A 24,474-nucleotide genomic window follows, 5' to 3' on the forward strand; every position below is an offset into this window, starting at 1 on the left:
ATTATACTATAAAATTATAATCATAAAAAGGTTTTACTCTAGGATCTTCGGTATCGAAAATCTCTTCAAAAACACCTTGACGTTCAAATCTACCATCCAGTAACATCACCATTCTATCTCCAACCATCTTAGCACAGGCAAGATCATGGGTAATGATAATGGATGAGGTCTTATATCTTTCTTGCACCTCATTAATTAAACCATTGATATCTAAGCAAGTAATCGGATCCAACCCTGCAGTAGGCTCATCATACAACATGATATCCGGTCTCAAGATCAATGTACGCGCTATACCAATACGCTTCTTTTGACCTCCAGAGAGCTCTGAAGGCATCTGATTCAAAGCCTGAAGCAATCCTACACCATCCAATACATCTTCTATCTCTCGATTGATCTCCGCCCGTGTTAGATTTCGCTTATTCCGAATCAGCGGAAACTCCAGGTTTTCCTTTACTGTCATACTATCATACAAAGCCGAATTCTGAAAAGAAAAGCCTATACGCAAACGTAATTGCATCAGCTCCTTTTCCGTCAAATCGTTAACCTGATGTCCTAAAACATTAATATTTCCACTGTCAGGCTTTAATAAGCCTGATATCAACTTAATAAGCACCGATTTACCAGTCCCCGATCGACCTAACACCACTAGGTTTTCACCGTTATAAAGCTTCAGATCGACGTTGCGTAAAACATGTAAATCTCCAAAAGACTTACTGACGTTGTCCACATGAATCACACAGTCCTCATAGTTAATTGTACTTCCTGTCTTTGCCATGTCTTAAGAAATTAAAGATAATACCTGAACGATAAGTAGCTCCTCAATAAATACAATAAACATAGAGGCTACAACAGCGCTATTCGCTGCCTTTCCGACTCCTTCTGTACCTTTAGAGGAGAAATAACCGACATAGGTACTTACAAAACCAATGGTGAAACCAAACACGACAGCCCGAAGGACCATCGCAAAAATATCGATTAACTTTATGGACTCAAAAACTTGCGTAAAAAAGCTTAATATACTTAGATCATCCTTTGCTGCTAAACTGAGATAGCCCCCTAATAATCCTATACCAGCGACATAAAAACATAGAATAGGAATCATAATGGTCGTCGCAATTATACGGCTCACGACCAAAAACTTGAAAGGATTGGTTCCCGAAACCTCCATCGCATCAATTTGCTCCGTAACATTCATGGAGCTCAATTCGGCTCCAATCTGCGAACCTACTTTTCCGGACGCAATCAATGCTGTGACCAGAGGCGCCAAAGCCCTAACGATAGCTATCGAAATTAAATTAGGAAGCATAGAAGTCGCTCCAAAATCTTCAAGTGAAGGCCTAGACTGCTTCGTAAACACAAAGCCTACGATAAAGCCGGTTAACGAGATCAGGGGAAACGATTTCCAACCTATTTCGTAACATTGCCTTATTATCTCTTTGAATTCAAATGGTGGACTTACGACTTCACGGAAAAACCGCATCAAAAAGCGATGTAACCGGGCAAATTCAAGGAGTAGATTATTAAATTTCCTTCCCATTTATCTTTTTAGAAGTGAATAAAAAACAACAACGTGTTTATCAAAAAACTGGCCAAAGGTACAACTTTTTAACCTTTATCATCGGCACAAAACATGTAAAACACTAAATGTAGTAATAAAACTACCAAAAAAAATCTATTAAATATAGGTTCATCCTAAAGCGATTAAACCTTTTCCTACATTCTACCGTCCTACCAACAACAAGGAAACAAAATAATTAAGTTTAAAGAAACGAAGAGTATGAAAAGGAGTATAACAACATTAGTCGCAACATTGGTTTTCATTTTTGTAGGTGTCCTACAGATATCCAAAACGTATGCACAAGTTTATGGAAATGTTTCCTTGGATCTGTTCTATGATGAACTATCGCCGTACGGGTACTGGGATAACGACCCTTCCTATGGAGAAATATGGTATCCTAATGAAGGTCGAAATTTCCGCCCATACAATACCAATGGTTACTGGACCATGACAGAGTATGGTAATACCTGGGTATCGGGATATCCTTGGGGCTGGGGACCATTCCACTATGGCCGCTGGGTACACACAAACTATAGAGGATGGGGATGGATACCTGGTTATGAATGGGGACCGGCTTGGGTAGAATGGCGCTCTGGCAATGGTTACTACGGATGGGCCCCTATGGCACCCCGTATAGGTGTGCACGTATCTATTGGATTACCGATAGATGTATGGGTATTTGCCCCGACAAGACATATATACGCCCGCGATATACATAGACACAGTTACTATGATCATAGAAGTAGAAATATATACAACAACACTACGATTATAAACAATACGTACGTCGTCAATAACAACCACTACTACGGAGGCCCATCTCGAAGAGATATGGAACGTACCACCGGAAGAAGGATTGAAGTACGAGAAATTAGACAATCAAGTCGGCCTGGTGCATCGCAAAGCGACCGTAGATCTGTTTCCATTTATCGTCCAGACAAAGATAATAGTCGTAGAGAGACAACATCCAGCCGCACGGATCGTGGCAGCTCAAGCAATGCTAGCCGCAGAGGAGCCGAAGCAAGCCGAAACGAACGCGATGGGTCTAGAAATGGAAATGTATCAAATGGAAATGTATCAAACCGCGACCGCTCTAGTATGGGATCAAGAAATGCAGATAACGGTAACCGCGAAATGCACATCGATAGAAACGGTAATGTCTCTATGCGCAATGACGGAACGACTTCACAAAATCAACGAGCAGAAAGGAATGCAGAGAGAAGAACTGAAAGTGGCACGCAACGTCAAAATCAAAGAGAGCAAAGCAATCAATCACGGAGATCAAGAGAATCGGAGGTAACAACACGCCCTCAAAATAATGGAAGTATCGAACAACGTCAAGCCCCCAGGAGAGAGCCAACACAAACAGCACCACAACGTGAACAACGAGGACAATCAAGAGAAAGTCGATCGCCACAACGAGCAAATACACAGCCCGTCTTTCAGGCATCCAACAGGGAAAGCTCCAATGGTTCATCTTCTCGTTCTGGCAATGTTCGTGAGGAAGGAGCCTCAACTAGAAGCGGGGAATCAAGCGGCCGGAGTAGTAGACGATAATCTTTCAACATCGAACCTCCTTTCTTTTTTCTGAAAGGATATATTCCCACGGGCCATCAAGAACTATCATGATCCGCCGAAGAGCGTATCATGCTAATTTTAATTGAAACATAAATTGAGCGGGCAGCATATTTTGCTGTCCGCTTTTTTCTGATGCATAAAAACTCTCTATGCAATTAACAACCGATGTACCAAGGGCTCATCATTTTTTTTTGGTATTTTCGTTCACTTTACCCCAAAGTAGGCCTTAATAGTCGAGACTTTACTTTGGAATAATACAAAAACAGATTTCGTAATGGCAAGACTCGATTCTATACTAGACAATGACTTCTACAAGTTTACCATGCAATATGCAGTCGTAAAACTCTTTCCTAAAGCAAGGGCTAAATACCAGTTTATTAATAGAGGCAAGCACTCGTTTCCTCCCGGATTTGCAGAAAGGCTGAAAGTAGCAATAAACCATATGGCAACCTTAAAACTCAGCAAATCTGAAAAGACTTTTTTTTCTGACACCTGTTCTTATATCGATCCTACTTATTTTGATTTCTTACAGGGATATCGCTATGATCCAGAAGAAGTAAGCATCAGTCAAAATGAGGGAGAACTCTCGGTTAAAATTGAGGGTCTATGGTACCGTACGATACTATGGGAAGTACCGATCATGTCCTTGATATGTGAATTATACTACGAAATGCAGGATGAGAAGCGCGTAGATGATGTAGAAGTAATGAATATCGTAACAAAGAAAATGAATAAGTACGATAAGCTAAAAATTACAATTGCCGACTTTGGTACACGTCGCAGACATTCTTACGCTGTACACGATCTGGTCATTAAAACACTAAAAGAACATACGTCCAATACATTCATAGGTACAAGCAATGTACACCTAGCGATGAAATATGAGACCAAACCGATAGGCACGCATGCACATGAATGGTTTATGTTTCATGCTGCGAAATATGGCTATAAAATGGCGAACTTGTTAGGATTAGAAAACTGGTCTGATGTATATAGGGGAGACTTAGGCATCGCCCTATCTGACACTTATACAACCGAGGCTTTTTTCAGACAGTTTGACAAAAAACTCACTAAGTTGTTTGACGGGGTCCGGCATGATAGCGGTGATGCAATAGAGTTTGCAGATAAGACGATCAGACATTACCTAAGCAAAGGAATAGATCCACTATCCAAGACAATTATTTTTTCGGATGGTCTAGATTATGAGAAGGTCGAGAAAATATCAGACTACTGTAATGGAAAAATAGGCTTCTCTTTCGGGATAGGAACGGACTTTACCAATGATGTTGGTTTGGAACGCATGAATATTGTACTTAAAATGACGGAGACACTTCCTGAAGACGGCGAGTGGACTCCTGTGATAAAACTTTCGGACGAACCTCTTAAACATACAGGCGATCGCAGTGAAATAGAAATGGCGATACGATACCTTCAACTTGATGAACATGCATAGAGACATTTACGGCGAGGCTTTAAGCCAATTTCACCAAACAGGTACACTTAGTACCCCACTATTGTTGCACAGCACCTATGGCGACATCGAAGAAATGCCAGTTGAAGTATTTTTCCGAACAGAGGAGGACTTCCCCGAACTCGAATTCATAGCATTATCTCTTTGCGATGGTAAGGTATTGGATGTTGGAGCCGGAGTGGGGTCTCATGTACTCTACCTACAGGACAAAGGTTTTGATGTTGCTGCACTAGAAGTATCAACACCTGCCTGTAACATCATGCGCGCGCGCGGTGTCCGTCATATTATACAAGACAATTTCTGGACCTATGACCAAGAAAAGTACGACACCTTACTCTTCTTAATGAATGGTATCGGTCTAGCCGAAGATCTGCAGGGATTCCGACGTTTACTTGCGCATGCTAAAGATTTATTATCAGAAAAAGGTCAGTTGTTATTTGACAGCTCGGATATCTCCTATCTTTATGAGGAATACAAAATTCCTAGACCAGAATACTATTTTGGCGAGATCGGTTATCAATACGAGTTTGAAGGAAGCAAAGGGATGCCATTTAAATGGCTATACATAGACCAAAAAACACTCATCCAGATTGCACACGAAGAAAAATGGGTAGTCCAAGTGCTTTACGAAGATGATAACGATCAGTATCTGGTACGGATGGAACCTATGAAATAGAATTGAGCAATTTTCGGATTGTAGCCCGTCATCTTAAACACGAAATTTGTGTATGACTGAAAAAGAACAACACTGGAACTACGAGCGCATAGCCAAAGCTATAGCTTACATTAAGGACAACTTTGACAAACAACCCAGCCTTGAAGATATCGCTGCACATATCCATTTAAGTCCATACCATTGTCAACGTCTATTTAATGAATGGGCTGGCACTACACCAAAGAAGTTCTTGCAATACATCAGTTTGAGCCATGCGAAATCATTACTCCAAAAAGCTGATTCCATAGCAACGACAACATACAAAACCGGTCTGAGCAGCACGAGTAGGCTGCATGAGTTGTTTGTGAAATTAGAAGGGATGACTCCGAATGAATACAGAAATGGAGGTCAGAATCTAGCTATAACCTACAGCTACATCAACACCCAATTTGGAGAGATGATTATCGCTACGACAACAAAAGGCATCTGTCATCTCTCTTTTATCATAGATCGGGAGAGTGGATTAAAAGATCTAATCAAAGATTTCCCCAATGCCCACTTCAAATCAGAATTCGAACCTTTACACCAGCAGGTTGCCGACTTCATGCGTGGAGAGGTCGACTTATCTACGCCTATAAAACTTCACGTAAAGGGAACCGCCTTTCAGATGAAAGTATGGGAAGCACTGCTAAGAATCCCATTAGGAGATTTAAAGACTTACGGTAAAGTTGCCGAACATATCGGGAATCCCAAAGCATCCCGTGCGGTGGGCACTGCTATAGGAAGTAACCCTATTGCCTATCTTATCCCCTGCCACCGTGTGATCCAATCTTCAGGAATAATAGGTGGATATATGTGGAATCCTATCCGTAAAACTGCTATCATAGGCTGGGAAAATGCGCTGGCAAATCTCTAACGTGCTATAGATGAAACTATTTCCTTACGATAACCCAAATAAAAACTGGCTTCCCTATGATGGAATAGTCAACTATCATGGTGTCATCTTTTCAAATCCTGATCACTACTTCAAAATCTTGCGCGAAACTATTGCTTGGCGTCATGATGAGGCCGTCATTTTTGGGAAACATATTTATACGAAGCGAATGGTAGCATGGTATGGCGACAAACCTTTTGAATATACTTACTCTGGTATACAGAAAGTCGCCCTCCCCTGGACCGATAGTCTTTTGGAGTTGAAAACTATTGTAGAAAAACAGGCCAGCGAAACCTTTAATTCCTGCCTTCTTAACCTTTACAACGATGGTAGCGAAGGAATGGCTTGGCATAGTGACGGGGAGAAAGATTTAAAAAAGAATGGCGCTATTGCTTCGCTCACCTTTGGTGCGGAAAGAAAATTTTCTTTCAAACATAAAGAAAGTAAGGAAAAAATCGATCTATTATTGGAACATGGCTCCTTGCTCATGATGAAGGATACCACACAAACCTATTGGCAGCATAGGCTACCTCCAACAAAAAAAACACAACAAGCGCGAATAAACCTCACATTTAGAACAATAGAATTATAAATTCCTTATTTTTTCGTAACTTTCATTTTAAACAAAAAATGAATTCGCTATGCGCACGGCACTTTCCTTTATTTTCGCCACAATGAGTACTTTTTTAGTTTCAGGTCAACAAATCGACAGCACCTATGTTGGAGATCTCCTTAAAAAGCATTCTGATCTGTTCAAACAGGTGCTAGATCATCCCACACATAACGAAGTACAGATACTATATACACAGATCGACCGGGACAAAAACAATATACCTCATTTTAAATCTTATAGCTATCGTCTAGATCCCACTTGGTATTTTTACCCAGCGAGCACGGTGAAGCTACCCACTGCAATATTCGCGCTCGAAAAAATAAACGAACTTAAAATCAAAGGACTAAATAAAGACACCCCCCTTAAAATAGATTCAACCTATGAACGGCAAACATCCGTACAAACCGACACTTCTTCAGACAACAACTTACCCAGCATAGCGCATTACATCAAAAAGGTCCTTCTCACCTCGGATAATGATGCTCATAATCGCCTGTTTGAGTTTGTAGGGCGTGCAGAGATTAATCAAAAACTCAAGAAACACGGTAGCAAATATAGCCGTATTGTAAACCGGCTTGCAATCGGAGACAAAGGAATCTGGGCAAAGCATACCAATCCTTTCACTTTTTACAAAGACGGTAAGAACATTTACCAACAAGACGCCCAATACGACCCCGAAGACTATGCGATGCCTTGGTTAAAAAATACTGTTCAAGGGAAGGGCTATATGAATGCAAATGATGAGCTGATTAATGAACCGTGGTCTTTTGAGGGATTAAATGTGTATGCACTGGAGGACCAGCAGCTTTTACTGAGAAAACTACTCTTTCCAGAAGCATTTCCCGTGAAACAACGCTTCAACCTGACAGAAGATGATTACCGCTTTCTTTATCATTATATGTCTAGAGGGCCTCAGGAAGTAACTTCTCCAAAATATGACAGCAAAGAGTTTTGGCCAACCTACAGCAAGTTTGTCTATTTTGGTCGAGACAAATCTGTAAAATCATTTCAAAATGTGCGAAGCTTCAATAAATACGGTGACTCTTACGGTTATAATATAGACAACGCATATATCGTCGATTTTGAAAAGGGAATTGAGTTTTTGGTTGCTGTCGTTATTCAATCCAATGAAGATGGTATCTATAATGACGGTATCTATGAATATGAGACTATCACCTACCCTTTTTTAAAGAACCTAGGACAAGTGCTTTATCAAGAAGAATTAAAGCGCCCGAGGCCATACCGACCAAATCTGAAACGGTTTATATCCGAGCAAAAATAACCTTTCAAAAACAAACACCCCTGCTTTCAGCGTATTCTAAAAGCAAGGGTGCAAGGTATTAATAAGATTCAGTCTATTTTATAGCTGCTTCAATCAGCTCTGCATAAAAATCAGACTCTTTCATACCGTACGCTCTTACTTGCTGTGGGATAAAACTCTGAGCCGTCTGTCCTGGTATGGTATTGATTTCAATAAAGTAAAACTTATCTGTCGTATTTTCTAAGAAGAAATCTACACGAACCATCCCCTTGCAGTCCAATCGCACATAAATATCTTTAATGATACGAGCAGCACGTTCCTGTTGCTCCACAGTTAGATCTGCTGGAGTAATCTCTTCCGTCAGTCCAGGTATATATTTGGCCTCAAAATCAAAAAATTCGCGTGTAGTACGTACTTCGGTAGCTGGCAATACGATTAGTTCGCCTTTCGCATTTCTAAAGATACCTTGCGAAAACTCCCTCCCTTGAACAAATTCTTCTACAAGCACCTGCTTTCCTGTATTTTCGGCATCATAAGCCTTATCCAAAGCTTCCTGCAACTGCGATGCTTCTTTTACCTTTGTCATACCGATACTTGATCCACCCGCGTTAGGTTTCACGAAATAAGGTAACAACAGTTTTTCTTCGACGAGACGAACTGCATCCATCCGATGGCTATCAAATAGGAGTACCGACTTGGCAACATTAATCTCTGGAATATCGGCCAAAATAGATTTGGTATACCCTTTATTCATCGTCAGTGCTGAGGTGAGTGCCCCACAGGATGTATACGGTAGCCCAATCATGTCAAAATACCCTTGTAGACGCCCATCTTCTCCTGGTGTACCATGTAAAATGATCAACGCCACATCAAAACACAATTTATCTTGATCTAACTGTATAGAAAAATCACTTTTATCGACTTCAACTTTGCGGCCCTCCCCCACTGTAGCGTACCAACCATCGCTGGTAATGTCTATGATATATACCTCGTATTTATTTTTATCCAATTGACCATACACGAAAGCCGAGCTTTTGTAAGATACTTCGGCCTCCCCTGTAAATCCACCAGTAATTAATGCTACTTTTGTTTTCATATATTTAGTTTGTCCGTCACAAACCTAATTAAAATGCTTAGCATTCACGAATGCATATTGGAAAAACATTCTGGCTTTTTGTTTTACAAGAAATATAATTTGTGATACCCAGAAAATACAAATATTTTTGCTTCGTAAAACTACAATGTTAAAAAGGATTCTGCGTTTTAGTAGAATCATATAGGATTAATAAAAATTTCATTTCATGTCCAAACTATTGCTCTATCTACGAACTGATGTGTTCAGAAAAAATCTGATTTACGCTTTGATCACACTTTTCGTTTTATTCCTATTCGTGTACTTCGGCTTAAAATTCTACACCAAACACGGGGATGCTCAAGAAGTCCCTGTTTTAAAAGGATTAACCATATCCGAAGCGAAACAGATTCTTGATAAAGCTGGCTTAGAATACAAAATAGACTCCGTATACCAAATGGACGCCAAACCAGGCTTAGTAATTGAACAAGACCCAGAGGCTTCTGCGTTGGTAAAAGGAGGAAGAACAATCTACCTCACTATCATCACACAAGTAGCACCAGAGATTGCGTTGCCTGATATTATCGAGAGAAACTATATCGAAGCATCCGCAATATTAAAGAACCATAATCTTAAAATCGGTGACACGATCTACGTCAACGATATAGCCCGTGATGTCGTATTAGATATCCAATTTGGTGGTCAAAAAGTAAAAGCCGGACGAATGATATCCAAAGGATCTTCTATAACATTGGTACTCGGAAATGGTAAAGGAGCAAACGAAGTGGAAGTACCGCGGCTCATCAACCTGACATTATCCGAGGCAAAGTTCGCATTGCAAGGACTAGGACTACACATTGGTGTCATATCTGGAAATATTACAGATTCCACGTCTGCAAGAGTTATCGCGCAAACACCAGATTCTACATCGCGATTTATCAGTATCGGTACACCTATCAATTTGACATTATCTAACGAATAAATATGGCAGCAAAAAGAATTTTCCCGAATTGGTTAAAGGGAGTTATTATTGTAGTATTAGTTGTCGGTGCTTTTATAGGCTGGAAAGCGTATCAGATTTTTTGGGGCTCTTCGGTGACTGACGCTCAGAAATACCTTTATGTACACACGAATGATACTTACGAAAATGTATTACATCGTATAAAACAGGAAAAAATTGTTAACAACCCCGAATCTTTCGACTATGCTGCCAAAGCAATGAAATACCCGGAGAGTGTAAAAGCAGGTCGATACAAACTAACTCCTGGCATGGGCAACCGCGAATTAATCGGAAACCTGAGAGGAGGTTTTCAAGATGCTGTCAAACTGCGCTTTGCGAACATAAGACTCAAAGAAAATCTAGCGGGATTATTGGGCAAAAACTTTGAAGCGGACTCTGCACAATTTAGTGCCATATTGAACAACGAGGCTGTGGCTGAAAAATACGGTTTTACCGCTGATAATTTCTTCAGCATGTTCATTCCAAATACATATAACATCTATTGGAATACATCACCAGACAAAGTAATCGAACGTCTTAACGAAGAATATAAAAAGTTCTGGACAGATGAAAGAAAAGAAAAAGCTAAAAAGCAAAATCTTACCCCTATTGAAGTGTCTATTTTAGCTTCAATTGTACGAGGCGAAGCTTTACACAATGATGAGATGCCACAAATCGCTGAACTATATCTCAATAGGCTAAAAAAAGGCATGCTACTACAGGCAGACCCTACTGTTATTTTTGCCAACAATGATTTTACAATCCGAAGGGTACTAAATAGACATCTTACCATAGACAATCCTTACAACACCTACCGTTATAAGGGATTGCCTCCGGGCCCAATCACTATGGCCCCTGTCGTAGCAATTGATGCCGTATTAAATCCTGCAGAGCATGACTACATATACATGTGTGCCAAAGAGGATTTTTCGGGATACCATGCATTCGCGACGAATGAAGTGGAGCACCTAGTCAACGCACGTAAGTTTCAAAAAGCACTGGACGAACGGAATATTAAAAAGTAGACGAAAGATCTATCTATCTCACATCTAAAACATGTTTATATACGAACACCAACTACGGGTAAGATATGCGGAAACAGACCAAATGGGGTATGTTTACTACGGCAACTACGCCGCATTTTATGAGGTAGCACGTACCGAAATGTTACGTCAGACAGGTATGTCTTACAAAGAACTGGAAGAAATGGGAGTAATGATGCCAGTCCTCGAGATGCACACCAAGTATCTACAACCGGCTAAGTATGATGAACTAATCACGATAAAAACAACCATACGAGAGCGACCGAGTATCAGAATCACATTTGAATATGAGATTTTCAATGAAGCCGGAACCTTACTAAACACAGGTACGACACAACTTGTGTTTGTGGACATGAAAAAAAACAGGCCGTGCCGTCCACCTGAAGTATTTATGAAAAAAATGGCAGCCTACTTTTCGTAAAGAAAGATTTTGTCCGGATGAAAAAGCTACACAACAGTCTACTCCTATTAAAACCCTACGATAATTTTATCGAGTGGACTAAGACAGCTGTACTGCCCGGATTCAGCAACCTTCCACTATTTACTGTAGCGACATTCTTTTTTCAGGAAATCAAGCGAGAAGCTATCTTGAATAAGGCTTCATCACTGGCATACAACTTTATGCTAGCTATGTTTCCAGGAATTATCTTCCTATTTACGCTAATACCCTACATTCCTATTGATAATTTTCAACAAGGACTTATGGACTTTTTGGCGATTGTGATTCCGCTAGAGGCTTTCGTGGCCATTGAATCTACGTTGGAAGATATTATTAAAAATCAAAATGGCGGCCTATTGTCATTTGGTTTTCTTCTTGCCACATTTTTTTCCACCAACGGTGTTACAAATCTCATGATGGCATTTAATAAATCGTCCTTGACTCGAGAAAACAGAAGTTGGGGACAACGTAGACTTATTGCATTAGGTTTATCTATTGCAATCGTCTTAGCACTAACAGTGGGGATAGCTGTCTTTACAGGAGCAGGGATGGTTATCAGCTACTTAAAAAACCATATCGCTTACGACATATCTTGGCTTTGGACGTTCATTATTAAGGCTGCGCGATGGTTGATTCTTTTCGCTATTTATTTTATCACTGTAAGTCTACTTTATAAATTTGGCCCATCTGTATCTAAAAGATGGAAGCTTTTCAGCCCAGGAGCCACATTAGCTACCATACTAGCCATTCTTACGTTTTCAGGATTCGTATTCTATATCGACAACTTCAATGCTTACAATAAGCTCTATGGCTCCATTGGAACCATTATTGTGATTATGATTTGGATGTATTTAAACTCTTTGATACTTCTAATCGGTTTTGAGCTCAATGCAAGTATCACCCTGTCCAAGCAGAGTATTAAAATTGTCAAACCAAAGGTTTACAATTCATTCAAATCTTCTTCAAATTAATTCCTGAATCACATAATTTCAAAAGAATAAGAAGTGGAAGACATTTTTTTTCACTTAAAATATTGTAAATAAAAGTTTTTCGTATCTTTGCACTTCCTACAATGTAGGAAAAAGGAGATAATTAATTAATGGCAAAAAAACAAGAAGCAGAAAAAGAGTTAGCGGCGAAAAACGCAGAGCTACAAGGTGCTGACACTAAAGTAGTGAAAGACACTGAACAAATTGAGTCTGAAGCTGATTCAAACTTAATCGACGAAATCAAATCAAACACGTGGATCACTCCTGCTGGAGACTTTGATTGGGATGCTGACGAGAAAGCTTTCGGTAACTACAGCGAAGCTGAACGTACAAAATTGGAAGAGCAGTACGCTGGAACTTTCAATCAAATCAACCAAGGCGAAATCATTGAAGGCGTCGTGGTATCTATCAACAACAAAGACGTTGTTTTGAATGTTGGTTTCAAATCAGATGGTCTTGTAGCAAAAACTGAGTTTCGTGATCTTCCTGATTTGAAAATCGGGGATACTGTTGATGTATTTGTTGAATCTCAAGAGGATGCAAATGGTCAGTTGGTATTGTCACGTAAGCGTGCAAAAACTCAAAAATCGTGGGAAGCTATCAACGAGGCATTAGAAAACGATGCAATCATTGACGGTTTCGTTAAATCACGTACTAAAGGTGGTTTGATCGTTGACATCAAAGGTGTAGAAGCATTCTTACCTGGATCTCAAATTGACATCAAGCCTATCCGTGACTACGATGTATACGTAGGAAAAACTATGGAATTCAAAGTTGTAAAAATCAACCACGAATTCAAAAACGTAGTAGTTTCTCATAAAGTATTGATCGAAGACGATTTGGAAAACCAAAAATCAGAGATCGTTGCTAAATTAGAAAAAGGTCAAGTATTAGAAGGTACTGTTAAAAACATCACTGACTTCGGTGTATTCATCGACTTAGGTGGTGTAGATGGTTTACTTCACATTACAGATATCTCTTGGGGACGTATCGAGCATCCAAGAGAGGTATTGGCATTAGACCAGACTATCAACGTTGTTGTATTAGACTTTGACGACGAGAAAAAACGTATCGCTCTAGGTTTAAAACAACTTTCTCAACACCCTTGGGAATCTTTAGATACAGCGTTAGAAATTGGTTCTAAAGTAAAAGGTAAAATCGTTACTGTTGCTGATTACGGTGCTTTCTTAGAAATCATCCCAGGAGTAGAAGGTTTAATCCACGTATCTGAAATGTCATGGTCTCAAAACCTACGCTCTCCACAAGAGTTCTTAAAAGTAGGTGATGAAATCGAAGCTCAAATCTTAACGTTAGATCGTGAAGATCGTAAAATGAGCCTTGGTATCAAACAATTGACTCCAGATCCTTGGCAAAACATCACAGAGCGTTACCCAGTAGGTTCTAAACAAAAAGCTGTTGTTAAAAACATGACTAACTTCGGTGTATTTGTTGAATTAGAAGATGGTATCGATGGTTTAATCCATATCTCTGATCTTTCTTGGTCTAAGAAAATCAACCACCCTAACGAATTCACTAAAGTTGGTGAGACATTAGACGTAGTTGTATTAGAATTAGATGAAGAAAACCGTAAGTTATCTTTAGGTCACAAACAATTAGAAGAAAATCCTTGGGATACTTTTGAAACAATCTTTACTGAAGGTTCAATTCACGAAGGAACTGTTATCAAAGTAGGTGAAAAAGGAGATATCGTAGCTTTACAATACGGTGTTGAAGGATTCTGTCCATCTAAACACTCTGTAAAAGAAGACGGTGCTTCATTGAAAGTTGATGACGTTACTGAGTTCAAAATTATTGAATTCAATAAAGAGAACAAACGTTTAGTAATTTCTCACTCTCGTATCTGGGAAGATGCTAAAGAAGAAGTTCGCAAAGAAGAATCTAACAGCCGTAAAAAAGATGCTAAAGCTGCATCAACTGCTGTTAAAAAAGTAAAAGATTCTGTTGAGAAATCTACTTTAGGTGACCTAGACGTATTAGCTCAATTAAAAGAGCAAATGGAAGGTGACGAAAAAAAATCTAAATAATAACTATTAGATTTATATAAAGGCCCCATCATACGATGGGGCCTTTTTTATTTGTATACTAGCCTTTAATACGTTAATTTTAAACTCCGTAACCTAAAGCGACGTAGCCTACGGTTTTGTGTCTGTAAATTTACTCTTGTAATGAAGAATAACCTTCGAATTCTGTTATTGGTGTTAACGCTATTATTTATAGCAACAGCTTTTTCTATTCGAAAATCCATATCGGAAACAGACATATTGGATTTAGACACCAAATACCTTACAGAAAATCTTCGAAAGAGAGAGGCATTAATTGATAATATATTCACCGACTCGTTATACCTAAAAACATTCATAAATAGTGATCGGTATCCCCTGCAGATAAAAGAAATATCCCAACGCTACGAAGAGTACTTTATATACCTATATCTATACAAAAACAAAAAACCTATTTTCTGGAGCTCAAACATGTACGTTCCAGAGACTGAAGCTGGGTTAAAAAACGATGTCACGTTCATCAAACCGGACAACTTTTCCTTTGTGGTCAAACGCAAAAAAATAACAGATGAAATCAGTATTCTTGCCCTGATTCCGATCGAAAGGAGTTTCAATGCATCCAGTGGATACTTCAAGACAACGCAATTTTTTAGTTTTCTAAACACAGACAATCTTCGTCTAGCCAATTTTGGCGATTCTGAAAACATAAGAAATATATACGCTAAAGACAATACGTTCCTTTTCTCAGTCAAACTTAAAGAAGGAAAACACAACAGTATCTTCCTTAAAATACAGCTGATATGTTGGATTTTAGGAACCTTATGTTTCGTACTATGGGTAAATGGTGCCTGCTTGAATTTAGCGCGTCGAGGACGTCCATTATTATCTGTCATTATTCTTTCCCTCACCTTCTTCTTAGTCCGGATCATAGACATTGAGACCAACTGGTTTACCCAATATTCTAGTTTAGACATATTCGACCCTAGATATTATGCTTACAGCTACCTTTCGCCAAATTTATGGTCATTCTTAATTAACAACATTGCTATATTCTGGATCATCTGCTTTATCAAAAACATTAAAAAACAATGTCAGATACCATCGCGATTAATCCACACCAACTGGGGAGCATTCGTTTACTATATACTACTATCCGCACTTTATCTATCATTTTTTTGGAGTTTCGACCAAGTGACGACCTTGATTACCCATTCCCCAATAATGAATAAAGATTTTGTGCAGGTATTCTATCTTAATCCGCAAACGATATTCCATGTCCTGATCTATTGCTTGAGTATCCTTTCCCTCATTTACCTAACAGATCTCGTACTTGCATTTGGAAAAGCGGTTTGCAAAAAAGTAACCTTAAATCTAAATATACAACTAGTAACTATCGTTCAGTTTCTAGTTTTGGCGGCTATTACTCAAGATTTCAGTCTCTTCAATGTCCTCGTAGGTCTGCTTATAATGATTCGTTCTTTCGACTATGCAATGTTCAAAGATAATAACCTATCTACACATGTTGTATCTCTCGTCACTCTTGCACTGATATCTACCATCAAGTACGCAGAGGCCGTTAAAGAGACACAACAAGAACAGATGAAAGTAACGTTGATGACTTTAGAGTCGGATGATGATGTTGAAGCCATATCCCGCTTTTCAGAAATAGAAAACAGCTTACTAAACGATCAACAACTCAAACATTTAATCGAAATATCCTTGCCAAATACGGACACCAAGGTGATCAACGAATATCTAAAACAGAAATACCTAGACGGCTATTTATCTAAATATGAATTTAGAGGTTACTATTACTACAACGAAACACCTCTAGGTAAATACTCGGGCAATAAAATAGAAGAGTATAGAGAAAAAGTTATTAATAAATCTATCAAGGTCAACGAAACGAATTTATTTTATAAAGCACAGACTGAAATCGGCACCTATGAGTATTTCTGCATAGTTTCGATTCCGCTTGCTAATGAGCAAAGTATATCTCTCATACTAGACCTTAAAAGCAAGGCCTTTAATCCAAATTTCCCATTTCCTGTTCTCATAGAATCCCAATCAGTTGAAGGAAACAGCCCACAAAGAGTGATAAAAGATAGCTTTGCATTGTACAAAAATGGGAATCTGGTCACGCAGAACGGGAAATACACTTACCCAAATTCAGACAACAACTACCCCAAGACCACCCAAGAATTTGTATACCTAGATGACAATAACGGTTTTTACCATATCATTTATAAGCCCAATAGAGAAACAACCATAATTGTCAGTAAGCAACATCAATCGTATTGGCAATACATAGCTGTGGCGTCTTTGGCGTTTTTAACGCTCTATTTAGCGCTGTTAATATCGAATTTTGTTCTCGTTATCATCCCTAAGTATGCGCGTCACGACTTCAAACTACGTAATATCAGCTATCAAATACGCATCATACTATCCCGTATACGATACAGTACGCGAATACAGACATTGGTAATCTCTTCTGTATTGGTTGCAATCGTAATTTCTGGACTCATCACATTCTTCAGTATCAGTTATCAATCAAAAAAAAGCACAGAAGAACAGCGTCTTAATTATATTTCGGAGTTGGTAACTAAACTAGAGACACGCGCATTGATAGACACTGTTGGTGATGCTACTACAGATTTAAAATCTCTAATGACTTCTCTATCTGATCTGTTAATTTCTGATTTCAATCTGTATGACAAAAATGGAAAATTATTCTTCACAACCCAACCTAAAATATACGATCAGAAACTATTATCAGAATATATAAATCCTGATGCGTTCATTACGCTCAATGTGTTAAAGAAAACAGAAACACAGAATAGTGAATCGATAGCAGATTTCAGCTATGTGTCCTCCTACGCAACCATCCGAAACTCAAACTACCATACCATAGCCTATTTAGGTGTCCCCTACTTTGATTCGAATGCTAACGCTTCGGAAAGCCGAGGAATTCTGCTCAACACGATATTGAATGTTTACACCGTCATTCTGATCGTATTTGTTTTCTTATCGGTCTATATATCGAATAAGATTACCGAACCTCTACAGATCATCCGCAAGAAATTATCACAGACCAATCTGGGGGGGAAACAGAATGAGCCACTCTATTGGGAGAAAAACGATGAAATAGGTGTACTGGTCAAAGAATATAATTTCATGTTGGTAAAACTGGAAGAAAATGCGAAGCAACTTCGTAATGCTGAACGAGAAAGTGCTTGGAGGGAAATGGCCAAACAGGTGGCACATGAGATTAAAAACCCATTAACTCCAATGAAATTGGGGATACAACAACTCAGTCGTTCCTTTTATGAGAACGACCCCAGATTACAAGAACGGTTTCAGAAAGTATCAACCTCATTCATACAGCAGATTGATGCTTTGTCGCACATTGCATCTGAATTTTCAGCCTTTGCTAAATTACCAGATACTAATCTCGCTCCCATTGATTTGATTGCTAAAATAAACAAGTCAATAGACGTCTACAATAACAACCAAAACACTGCAATTGTATTCGAAAACCACACAAATATGCACCGCATCATCGTTTTGGGAGATAGGGATCAACTCTTGCGTTCTTTTAACAACCTATTGAAAAATGCCATTGAGGCAACTTCAAGACGCAGAAAACATAAGATAAACATACATGCACATCTATTAAATGAGGATTGGGTACAAATCATTGTAAACGACAACGGAGATGGAATTGCAGAAGAAGTGATCCCCAATATATTCAGACCAAACTTCACAACGAAAAGTTCCGGTACAGGTTTGGGGTTAGCTTTTGTAAAACAAACGATCGATGGTATGGGAGGAAAAATAACCTTTCAGACCAAGCTAAATGTGGGGACCTCCTTCGTAATGGAAATACCACTATACAAAGACCCTATCTAGCATCATAATATTTTTACAAGGTAAGTTTTTTATCAGACCTAATAAACCTCTATATTAGCATCAAATTAATATATCAATAATATGAATTGGAGAAAATCTCTATTTATCGCCGCTGCGATGTTTGCTACTACGCATACATTTGCACAAGATAACCTAATCAATGCCCTTAAAAATAATGTAAGTGACAAAAGTAAAGACGGATTTGTCTTTACCCAAGTGATTAATTTAGGAAATACGTCAATCAAAGATCAAGGTTCTTCAGGTACTTGCTGGTCTTATTCAGGTAACTCCTTCTTAGAGTCTGAAATGATTCGTATGGGAAAAAAACCTGTTGAAATTTCTCAGATATACACGGCATATTATACATACCTAGAAAAAGCAAAGACTTTTGTAAAACTACATGGTGATCAAGCTCAAGGTGAAGGAGGACAATTACATGATGTATTGACTATCTTCCGTAAATATGGTGCTGTACCGCGCGAAGTATATACGGGATTAAGAGACGGTCAGACACGCAATAATTTTTCAGAAATGTCTACACTTATCCAAGGCATGAACGAAAACATTGTAAAGAGCAAAAAACCAACTCCAGCTTGGCAAAAAGCGATAACGGGAGTAATGGATTCGTACCTAGGTGCACCTCCTCAATCTTTCCAATACAATGGTAAAGCGTACACACCTCGTACATGGGCTGATCAAGTCGTCGGTATCAATCCTGATGATTATGTCGGTATCAGTTCTTTCAAAGAGCATACCTACTACAAACCATTTGTACTTTTGATCCAGGATAACTGGTCGTTCGAAAGCTTTTATAATGTGCAAATGAATGACTTGACGAGTATCATAGACAATGCACTTCAGAACGGCTATACGGTAGCGTGGGCCAGTGATGTTTCAGAAAAATATTTCAGCTGGAAAAACGGTGTAGCTTTTGTTCCAGAAAAAGACAAGGACAAAATGAACAAAGAAGAGCTAGCAGACTTGTTTAATGGACCTAAAACAGAAGCAAAAACAACTGAAGATCAACGTCAAGAAGCTTTTGATGATTATTCGACTACAGATGATCACGGAATGCACATCGTAGGTTTGGTAAAAGACCAAAACGGTAAAGAATATTATATCGTGAAAAACTCTTGGGGCGAATCCAATGATTACAAAGGATATCTATATGTAACAAAAGAGTATGTGAAATTCAAAACCATCTCTATCTTACTGCATAAAAATGGTATTCAAAAAGAAATTAAATCAAAGTTAGGAATATAGTACCCATATATTTTTGTGAAAAGCCTACTAATCAACATTAGTAGGCTTTTTTAATTATTTACGACGGCTAAAACAATTCGCTACAAATTCTGTTTTCTCCGTATAACAAAAGATCCTACCTGTAGCGCTTTGTATACGCGCCTCGTTGTGATAGTAAAGTACATTAAAACATATAAATACAAGCATACATATGAGATTATCATTTATTACTCTAAAAAACAACATTTTTGTTTTTATGGCCATCATTTCTTTAGGAATCAGTAGCTGTGGTCTATCCAAAACCGGATCAAAAGAAAAACCTGACATGACTGCAGGCCTATATAATACAACCTGGAAACTAACAGAGCTAAATGGTAAGCCTGTGCCAGACAAGGTAAATGGTAAAGAACCTTTTATGTCCTTTGATAAAGAACAGAATAGATATAACGCTAGTGGCGGTTGTAATGGAATCGGTGGTACTTTTGAAGTGAAATCGAATAAAATCAAGTTTTCTCAAGGTATGTCAACAATGATGGCCTGTCCAGACATGAGCATAGAACAAGGAATAGGACAAATGGTTGGAAAAGTAGATAATTTTGAACTAAAAGAGGGCATGTTGATTTTAAATCAAGGAAAAACTGCACTAGCAAAAATGACTGTTAGCCAAACAATAGATAAAAAGGCTTCGCTGAAAGGAACTTGGGAATTGGACTATGTGCTAAACACAGGCGAGACTTTTCAAGCATTATATCCCGAAGGAAAACCTACCATAACCTTTGAACCCGCAGAAAACAAAGTAAACGGCAATAACAGCTGCAACAACTTTTTTGGTTCCTACACCAGCGGTGAAGGTAATCGTATCCAATTTGGAGCCTTAGGAAGTACAAGAAAGTTTTGTCCTGGTAACGGAGAGTCTGTATTCATGAAGAATATGGAGAAAGTAACGCGATATGCAATTGATGACAATGGTCTTACATTCATCAGTGATGACATTGTCGTCATGCATTTTAAGAAGAAATAAAAATTAGAACATCGAAGAGGCCTGTATCAAAATCACTTTGATACAGGCTTTTTTTATAAAGGCTTAACCAAATAAGGTTGAACTGAGGTAACGATCTCCACGATCACAGGCAACAAAAACAACGACACCACGTTGTAACCCATTTGCAACCTGCAGAGCAGCCTCCAGCGCTCCTCCGCTGCTCATCCCAGCAAATACACCTTCCAATCGAGCCAGCTCTCTAGATCTTCTTATTGCATCCTTTTCATCAATATCGATTACACGATCAACGCGACTAGGATCAAAAATCTTAGGCAGATAGGCGGCAGGCCAACGTCTTATACCTGGTATAGAAGAAGTTTCTGTCGGTTGACATCCTATAATCTGTATTTCCGGATTCATCTCCTTTAAATACATAGATGTCCCCATAATAGTACCTGTAGTCCCCATTGCACTCACAAAATGCGTGATCTGTCCATTTGTGTCACGCCAAATTTCGGGCCCCGTGGTCTTAACATGAGCCAAATAATTATCTGGATTAGCAAATTGATTTAGAATAAAAACACCTTCTTTAGCCGCCTTTTCTTCAGCATAATCACGACATATCTCCATCGACTCCAATAGTGTGACACGAGCACCAAACGCTTCCATCGTAAGTGTACGCTCTCTAGTTGAAGTAGACGGCATTACCAATTCTAAATCCAGTCCATACATGCTTGCAATCATTGCCAATGCAATCCCAGTATTACCGCTCGTCGCTTCGATCAATCGATCTCCTTGTTTGATTTCTCCACGCTCCATAGCTGAGCGAATCATATTCAACGCGGGTCTATCTTTAACAGACCCAGCAGGATTATTCCCTTCCAATTTCACATAAATCTTCACTTCAGGATTATTATGAAATCGCGTGATTTCAACCAAAGGAGTATTACCTATAGTATCAATTATATTTCCCATTATAAAGCTGGTTTCGTTTCTATAAACTTCGAGTTCGACTGATGATATACAGTCGTATAGGGTTCTATACTATTGGTTAACCAGACATTTCCGCCAATTATCGAATGATGCCCAACCCTAGTGTCTCCCCCAAGTATGGTAGCACCGGCGTAAATAATCACATAATCTTCAATAATTGGGTGACGCTGTACATTTGCCAAGGACTTTTCGACACTAAGGGCCCCTAAAGTAACCCCTTGATAAAGCTTAACGTGACTCCCTATAATACAGGTTTCACCAATTACCAAACCTGTCCCATGATCAATATAGAGGTAAGGACCAATCTGAGCTCCCGGGTGAATGTCAATACCTGTCTTGGAATGTGCATACTCTGTCAGAATTCTAGGAATCAGCGGTACCCCGTATTTTAAGAGTTGATTAGCTATGCGGTACATACTGATAGCCATGAACCCTGGGTAAGTACGAATTACCTCTCGTAGGCTTTGTGCTGCAGGGTCTCCATTCAATATGGCTTGAGCATCTGTATTCATCAACTCATAAATACCCGGTAGATCTTCAAAAAAATGTCTGGCGATTATTTTATTATCACAATGAGCGCAGGCCTTTGTTTTAAGTAAAAGCTCAAACAATTCGATTTCAGCCTGCCCGAAGGCAAGTTGCAACTCTTCTAGACTCCCAAAGCTTTTGGAATTACGCTCAGGATACAACAGATCCAATACATTCTTGGCCCAATTGGAAATACGTCCATTAGAAGGCATATCCTGAACCTCCAATTGTTTTAAATACAATTGTTGATAAAATTCTGCTAAATAATTATCCTCCATCAATTCAAATATACTATTAATACTACCAATATTATAGAATTAATTTCTCAAACAATTCTCCGTGTGTTTCTTCTGCAGAGACACACATGCCCGGATGAGTTACTGAACATTGAATTAATGTACTTCTATTGGCAGTAAGCCATCGAAAACGTTCGGCTTGTTCTAATCCGGCAATACGCCCTGCCGCTTTATCCCCAATACAAATACGACGGAAAGATTCTAAATGCTCCTGGATCATATCAATATCTACTTCTGAATGCAGTGCTCTCAACTTTACCTCATCGATATGCAATTTCACATCCGCATAACGCTGTCGCCTGCAATAGAGCGCTACTCCAACATTAACAAATTCTTCACGCTCGACACGAGGTACTACCCGCACTACTGCATACTCATATACCGTTCTTTCGCTCATGCTCTATTTGATTTATAAATATATCGGACTGACTCAATCTACCCATCAAAAACTTCAAGTATACATTACGCACTTCATCTGCGGATAATCCTCGTCCCTCCTCCTGCAACCACTCGTCTGGAATTACCTGTAAAACAGAGGCTATATTATCTTCATTAAACACAGTACGGTAGTGTTGATCTATAGTTCTGACCTGGCTTGCTTTATTCAACAACACATGATCTTTGATCTGCACAAAAGGCTTGGCTACAAGCTCCTCCCAATTGTCCCATGAATGATGGAAATATAGGGATGCGCCATGATCAATCAACCACAATTCCTTATGCCATATCAACATGTTAGTATTACGCGCTGTCCGGTCCACATTCATCAACAAAGCATCCAACCAAACTATTTTAGAAGCTTCTTCTTCGGATACGACATCCACATTAGCATCAAAAGTAATTGCCCCACTTAGAAAATGAACACCAAGATTTTTACCGACAGAGAAGCGCAATAGATCCTGGATCTCTTCATCGGGCTCCATACGGGCAAATGATTCGTCGAGTTCAGCAAAAACCATCTCAGGCATACGAAGACCTAACAACCGAGCCAGCTCTCCGCCGATCAGCTCCGCGACCAGGGCCTTTTTACCCTGACCAGCACCTCGGAACTTAATCACATAACTAAACCCATCATCCGCGTCCACCAACCCTGGCAAAGAGCCCCCCTCTCGAAAGGGCTGTATATAACGGATAATATTCACATCCCTTATTTCTATTTTTTTGGCCTTCATTTATTCTATCGTTTATCTACTATAAAAATAAAATTCACAACTCTAATCTAGCTTAAAAAACTGTAGCTATTGATAGAAAAAAGCAAATCATACAGTTTTGTGACTATCAAACAAACAGATTTCTAGCTATATTTGTCTTTCACCGAAAAGGAATACGAATTACATTATATGAATACAACCACAGAGTACAATGCTGTAATACACTATTGCAAAGATCTATTTATAAAAAAGACAAAAGACTATGGAACTGCCTGGCGAATAATGCGCCTACAATCCATTACCGATCAGCTCTATATTAAAGCAAAACGTATACGTACTTTAGAAATAAAACAGGTATCAATGGTAGGCGACGACATTTCAGATGAATATATCGGGATTGTCAACTATTGCGTAATGGCTCTTTTACAATTGGAACTGGGAGAAGATGGTGAAGAAAATCTTCCAACCGCTTTTGTTGATCAAAAATACACGGAAAAGGTGGACGAAACGCGTGACTTAATGTTTGCAAAAAACCATGATTATGGGGAGGCTTGGCGCGAGATGCGCATTTCTTCTATGACAGATCTTATACTTATGAAACTGCATCGTGTCAAACAAATCGAAGATAACGATGGACAAACACTTGTCTCCGAGGGTTTAAAAGCCAACTATCAAGACATGCTAAACTATGCCGTGTTTGCATTAATAAAATTAGGTTTTGCTGCTAAAAACAAATAAA

Annotated in this window: 22 protein-coding genes; 15 read left to right on the forward strand and 7 right to left on the reverse strand. The window is 39.0% G+C overall.

Annotated elements, in window-relative coordinates; genetic code table 11:
- Nucleotide 1 precedes the first annotated feature (1 nt).
- Both B5X76_RS17615 and B5X76_RS17620 read right to left on the reverse strand, forming a co-directional pair.
- Nucleotides 2–775 (reverse strand): ABC transporter ATP-binding protein, encoded by a 774-nt coding sequence (locus B5X76_RS17615; RefSeq protein ID WP_079645189.1) that lies wholly within the window; start codon nucleotides 773–775, stop codon nucleotides 2–4.
- 3 nt (nucleotides 776–778) lie between these two features.
- Complete coding sequence (locus tag B5X76_RS17620) at nucleotides 779–1,537, reverse strand: MlaE family ABC transporter permease (RefSeq protein ID WP_079645190.1); 759 nt, start codon at nucleotides 1,535–1,537, stop codon at nucleotides 779–781.
- Nucleotides 1,538–1,777: 240 nt separating this feature from the next.
- Here B5X76_RS17620 and B5X76_RS17625 point away from each other — a divergent pair, with 240 nt between their 5' ends.
- From B5X76_RS17625 to B5X76_RS17650, 6 genes are all read left to right on the forward strand, one after another.
- A complete protein-coding gene (locus B5X76_RS17625) occupies nucleotides 1,778–3,115 on the forward strand; it encodes a DUF6600 domain-containing protein (protein WP_079645192.1) in 1,338 nt (445 codons plus the stop codon).
- Between the two features lie 295 nt (nucleotides 3,116–3,410).
- Nucleotides 3,411–4,589 (forward strand): nicotinate phosphoribosyltransferase, encoded by a 1,179-nt coding sequence (pncB, locus tag B5X76_RS17630; RefSeq protein WP_079645194.1) that lies wholly within the window; start codon nucleotides 3,411–3,413, stop codon nucleotides 4,587–4,589.
- Nucleotides 4,582–5,283, forward strand: a complete 702-nt coding sequence (locus B5X76_RS17635) for a class I SAM-dependent methyltransferase (protein WP_079645196.1) — start codon at nucleotides 4,582–4,584, stop codon at nucleotides 5,281–5,283. Before pncB ends, B5X76_RS17635 begins: the two co-directional genes overlap by 8 nt.
- A gap of 52 nt (nucleotides 5,284–5,335) precedes the next feature.
- Nucleotides 5,336–6,178, forward strand: a complete 843-nt coding sequence (locus B5X76_RS17640) for a bifunctional transcriptional activator/DNA repair enzyme AdaA (RefSeq protein WP_176141121.1) — start codon at nucleotides 5,336–5,338, stop codon at nucleotides 6,176–6,178.
- A 10-nt stretch (nucleotides 6,179–6,188) separates the two neighbouring features.
- Nucleotides 6,189–6,788, forward strand: coding sequence for an alpha-ketoglutarate-dependent dioxygenase AlkB family protein (locus B5X76_RS17645; RefSeq protein WP_079645200.1), 600 nt, complete (start codon nucleotides 6,189–6,191; stop codon nucleotides 6,786–6,788).
- A gap of 82 nt (nucleotides 6,789–6,870) precedes the next feature.
- Nucleotides 6,871–8,091 carry a serine hydrolase gene (locus B5X76_RS17650; RefSeq protein WP_139375374.1) on the forward strand — a complete coding sequence of 407 codons (1,221 nt, stop codon included), beginning with the start codon at nucleotides 6,871–6,873 and terminating at the stop codon, nucleotides 8,089–8,091.
- 73 nt (nucleotides 8,092–8,164) lie between these two features.
- Here B5X76_RS17650 and B5X76_RS17655 read toward each other — a convergent pair whose 3' ends face one another.
- Complete coding sequence (locus B5X76_RS17655) at nucleotides 8,165–9,166, reverse strand: D-alanine--D-alanine ligase family protein (protein WP_079645204.1); 1,002 nt, start codon at nucleotides 9,164–9,166, stop codon at nucleotides 8,165–8,167.
- Between the two features lie 205 nt (nucleotides 9,167–9,371).
- On the opposite strand from B5X76_RS17655, the gene B5X76_RS17660 reads away from it, so the two are divergent.
- The 8 genes from B5X76_RS17660 (at nucleotide 9,372) to B5X76_RS21780 (ending at nucleotide 20,806) form a co-directional block, all read left to right on the forward strand.
- Nucleotides 9,372–10,124: a PASTA domain-containing protein gene (locus B5X76_RS17660; protein WP_079645206.1), complete on the forward strand. Its 753-nt coding sequence runs from the start codon at nucleotides 9,372–9,374 to the stop codon at nucleotides 10,122–10,124.
- A 2-nt stretch (nucleotides 10,125–10,126) separates the two neighbouring features.
- Nucleotides 10,127–11,167, forward strand: a complete 1,041-nt coding sequence (gene mltG, locus B5X76_RS17665) for an endolytic transglycosylase MltG (RefSeq protein WP_079645208.1) — start codon at nucleotides 10,127–10,129, stop codon at nucleotides 11,165–11,167.
- 31 nt (nucleotides 11,168–11,198) lie between these two features.
- Nucleotides 11,199–11,606, forward strand: coding sequence for an acyl-CoA thioesterase (locus tag B5X76_RS17670; protein WP_079645210.1), 408 nt, complete (start codon nucleotides 11,199–11,201; stop codon nucleotides 11,604–11,606).
- A gap of 17 nt (nucleotides 11,607–11,623) precedes the next feature.
- Complete coding sequence (locus B5X76_RS17675; RefSeq protein ID WP_079645212.1) at nucleotides 11,624–12,595, forward strand: YihY/virulence factor BrkB family protein; 972 nt, start codon at nucleotides 11,624–11,626, stop codon at nucleotides 12,593–12,595.
- A gap of 128 nt (nucleotides 12,596–12,723) precedes the next feature.
- Complete coding sequence (rpsA, locus tag B5X76_RS17680) at nucleotides 12,724–14,658, forward strand: 30S ribosomal protein S1 (protein WP_079645214.1); 1,935 nt, start codon at nucleotides 12,724–12,726, stop codon at nucleotides 14,656–14,658.
- Between the two features lie 141 nt (nucleotides 14,659–14,799).
- Nucleotides 14,800–18,543, forward strand: coding sequence for an ATP-binding protein (locus B5X76_RS17685; RefSeq protein WP_079645216.1), 3,744 nt, complete (start codon nucleotides 14,800–14,802; stop codon nucleotides 18,541–18,543).
- A gap of 81 nt (nucleotides 18,544–18,624) precedes the next feature.
- Nucleotides 18,625–19,806: a C1 family peptidase gene (locus B5X76_RS17690; protein WP_139375375.1), complete on the forward strand. Its 1,182-nt coding sequence runs from the start codon at nucleotides 18,625–18,627 to the stop codon at nucleotides 19,804–19,806.
- A 190-nt stretch (nucleotides 19,807–19,996) separates the two neighbouring features.
- Nucleotides 19,997–20,806 (forward strand): META domain-containing protein, encoded by an 810-nt coding sequence (locus B5X76_RS21780; protein ID WP_139375376.1) that lies wholly within the window; start codon nucleotides 19,997–19,999, stop codon nucleotides 20,804–20,806.
- Nucleotides 20,807–20,869: 63 nt separating this feature from the next.
- On the opposite strand, the gene cysM is transcribed toward B5X76_RS21780, so the two are convergent.
- Genes cysM through B5X76_RS17715 form a run of 4 tightly spaced genes read right to left on the reverse strand, consistent with a single transcriptional unit; the run spans nucleotide 20,870 to nucleotide 23,756 of the window.
- Nucleotides 20,870–21,742, reverse strand: a complete 873-nt coding sequence (gene cysM / locus B5X76_RS17700; RefSeq protein ID WP_079645219.1) for a cysteine synthase CysM — start codon at nucleotides 21,740–21,742, stop codon at nucleotides 20,870–20,872.
- Nucleotides 21,742–22,566, reverse strand: a complete 825-nt coding sequence (locus B5X76_RS17705; RefSeq protein WP_079645222.1) for a serine O-acetyltransferase — start codon at nucleotides 22,564–22,566, stop codon at nucleotides 21,742–21,744. The genes cysM and B5X76_RS17705 overlap by 1 nt, the downstream gene beginning before the upstream one ends.
- Nucleotides 22,567–22,597: 31 nt before the next feature.
- Nucleotides 22,598–22,981, reverse strand: a complete 384-nt coding sequence (locus tag B5X76_RS17710) for a DUF3037 domain-containing protein (protein ID WP_079645225.1) — start codon at nucleotides 22,979–22,981, stop codon at nucleotides 22,598–22,600.
- Nucleotides 22,959–23,756, reverse strand: a complete 798-nt coding sequence (locus B5X76_RS17715) for a HipA family kinase (RefSeq protein WP_079645227.1) — start codon at nucleotides 23,754–23,756, stop codon at nucleotides 22,959–22,961. The genes B5X76_RS17710 and B5X76_RS17715 overlap by 23 nt, the downstream gene beginning before the upstream one ends.
- Nucleotides 23,757–23,924: 168 nt before the next feature.
- Between B5X76_RS17715 and B5X76_RS17720 the strand changes: the two genes are divergently transcribed.
- The gene (locus B5X76_RS17720) at nucleotides 23,925–24,473 is read left to right on the forward strand and encodes a DUF1599 domain-containing protein (RefSeq protein WP_079645229.1); all 549 of its coding nucleotides are present in this window, start codon (nucleotides 23,925–23,927) and stop codon (nucleotides 24,471–24,473) included.
- Nucleotide 24,474: the final 1 nt, after the last annotated feature.

Source organism: Sphingobacterium nematocida, assembly GCF_900168125.1.
In the GTDB taxonomy this organism is placed as follows: Bacteria; Bacteroidota; Bacteroidia; order Sphingobacteriales; family Sphingobacteriaceae; genus Sphingobacterium; species Sphingobacterium nematocida.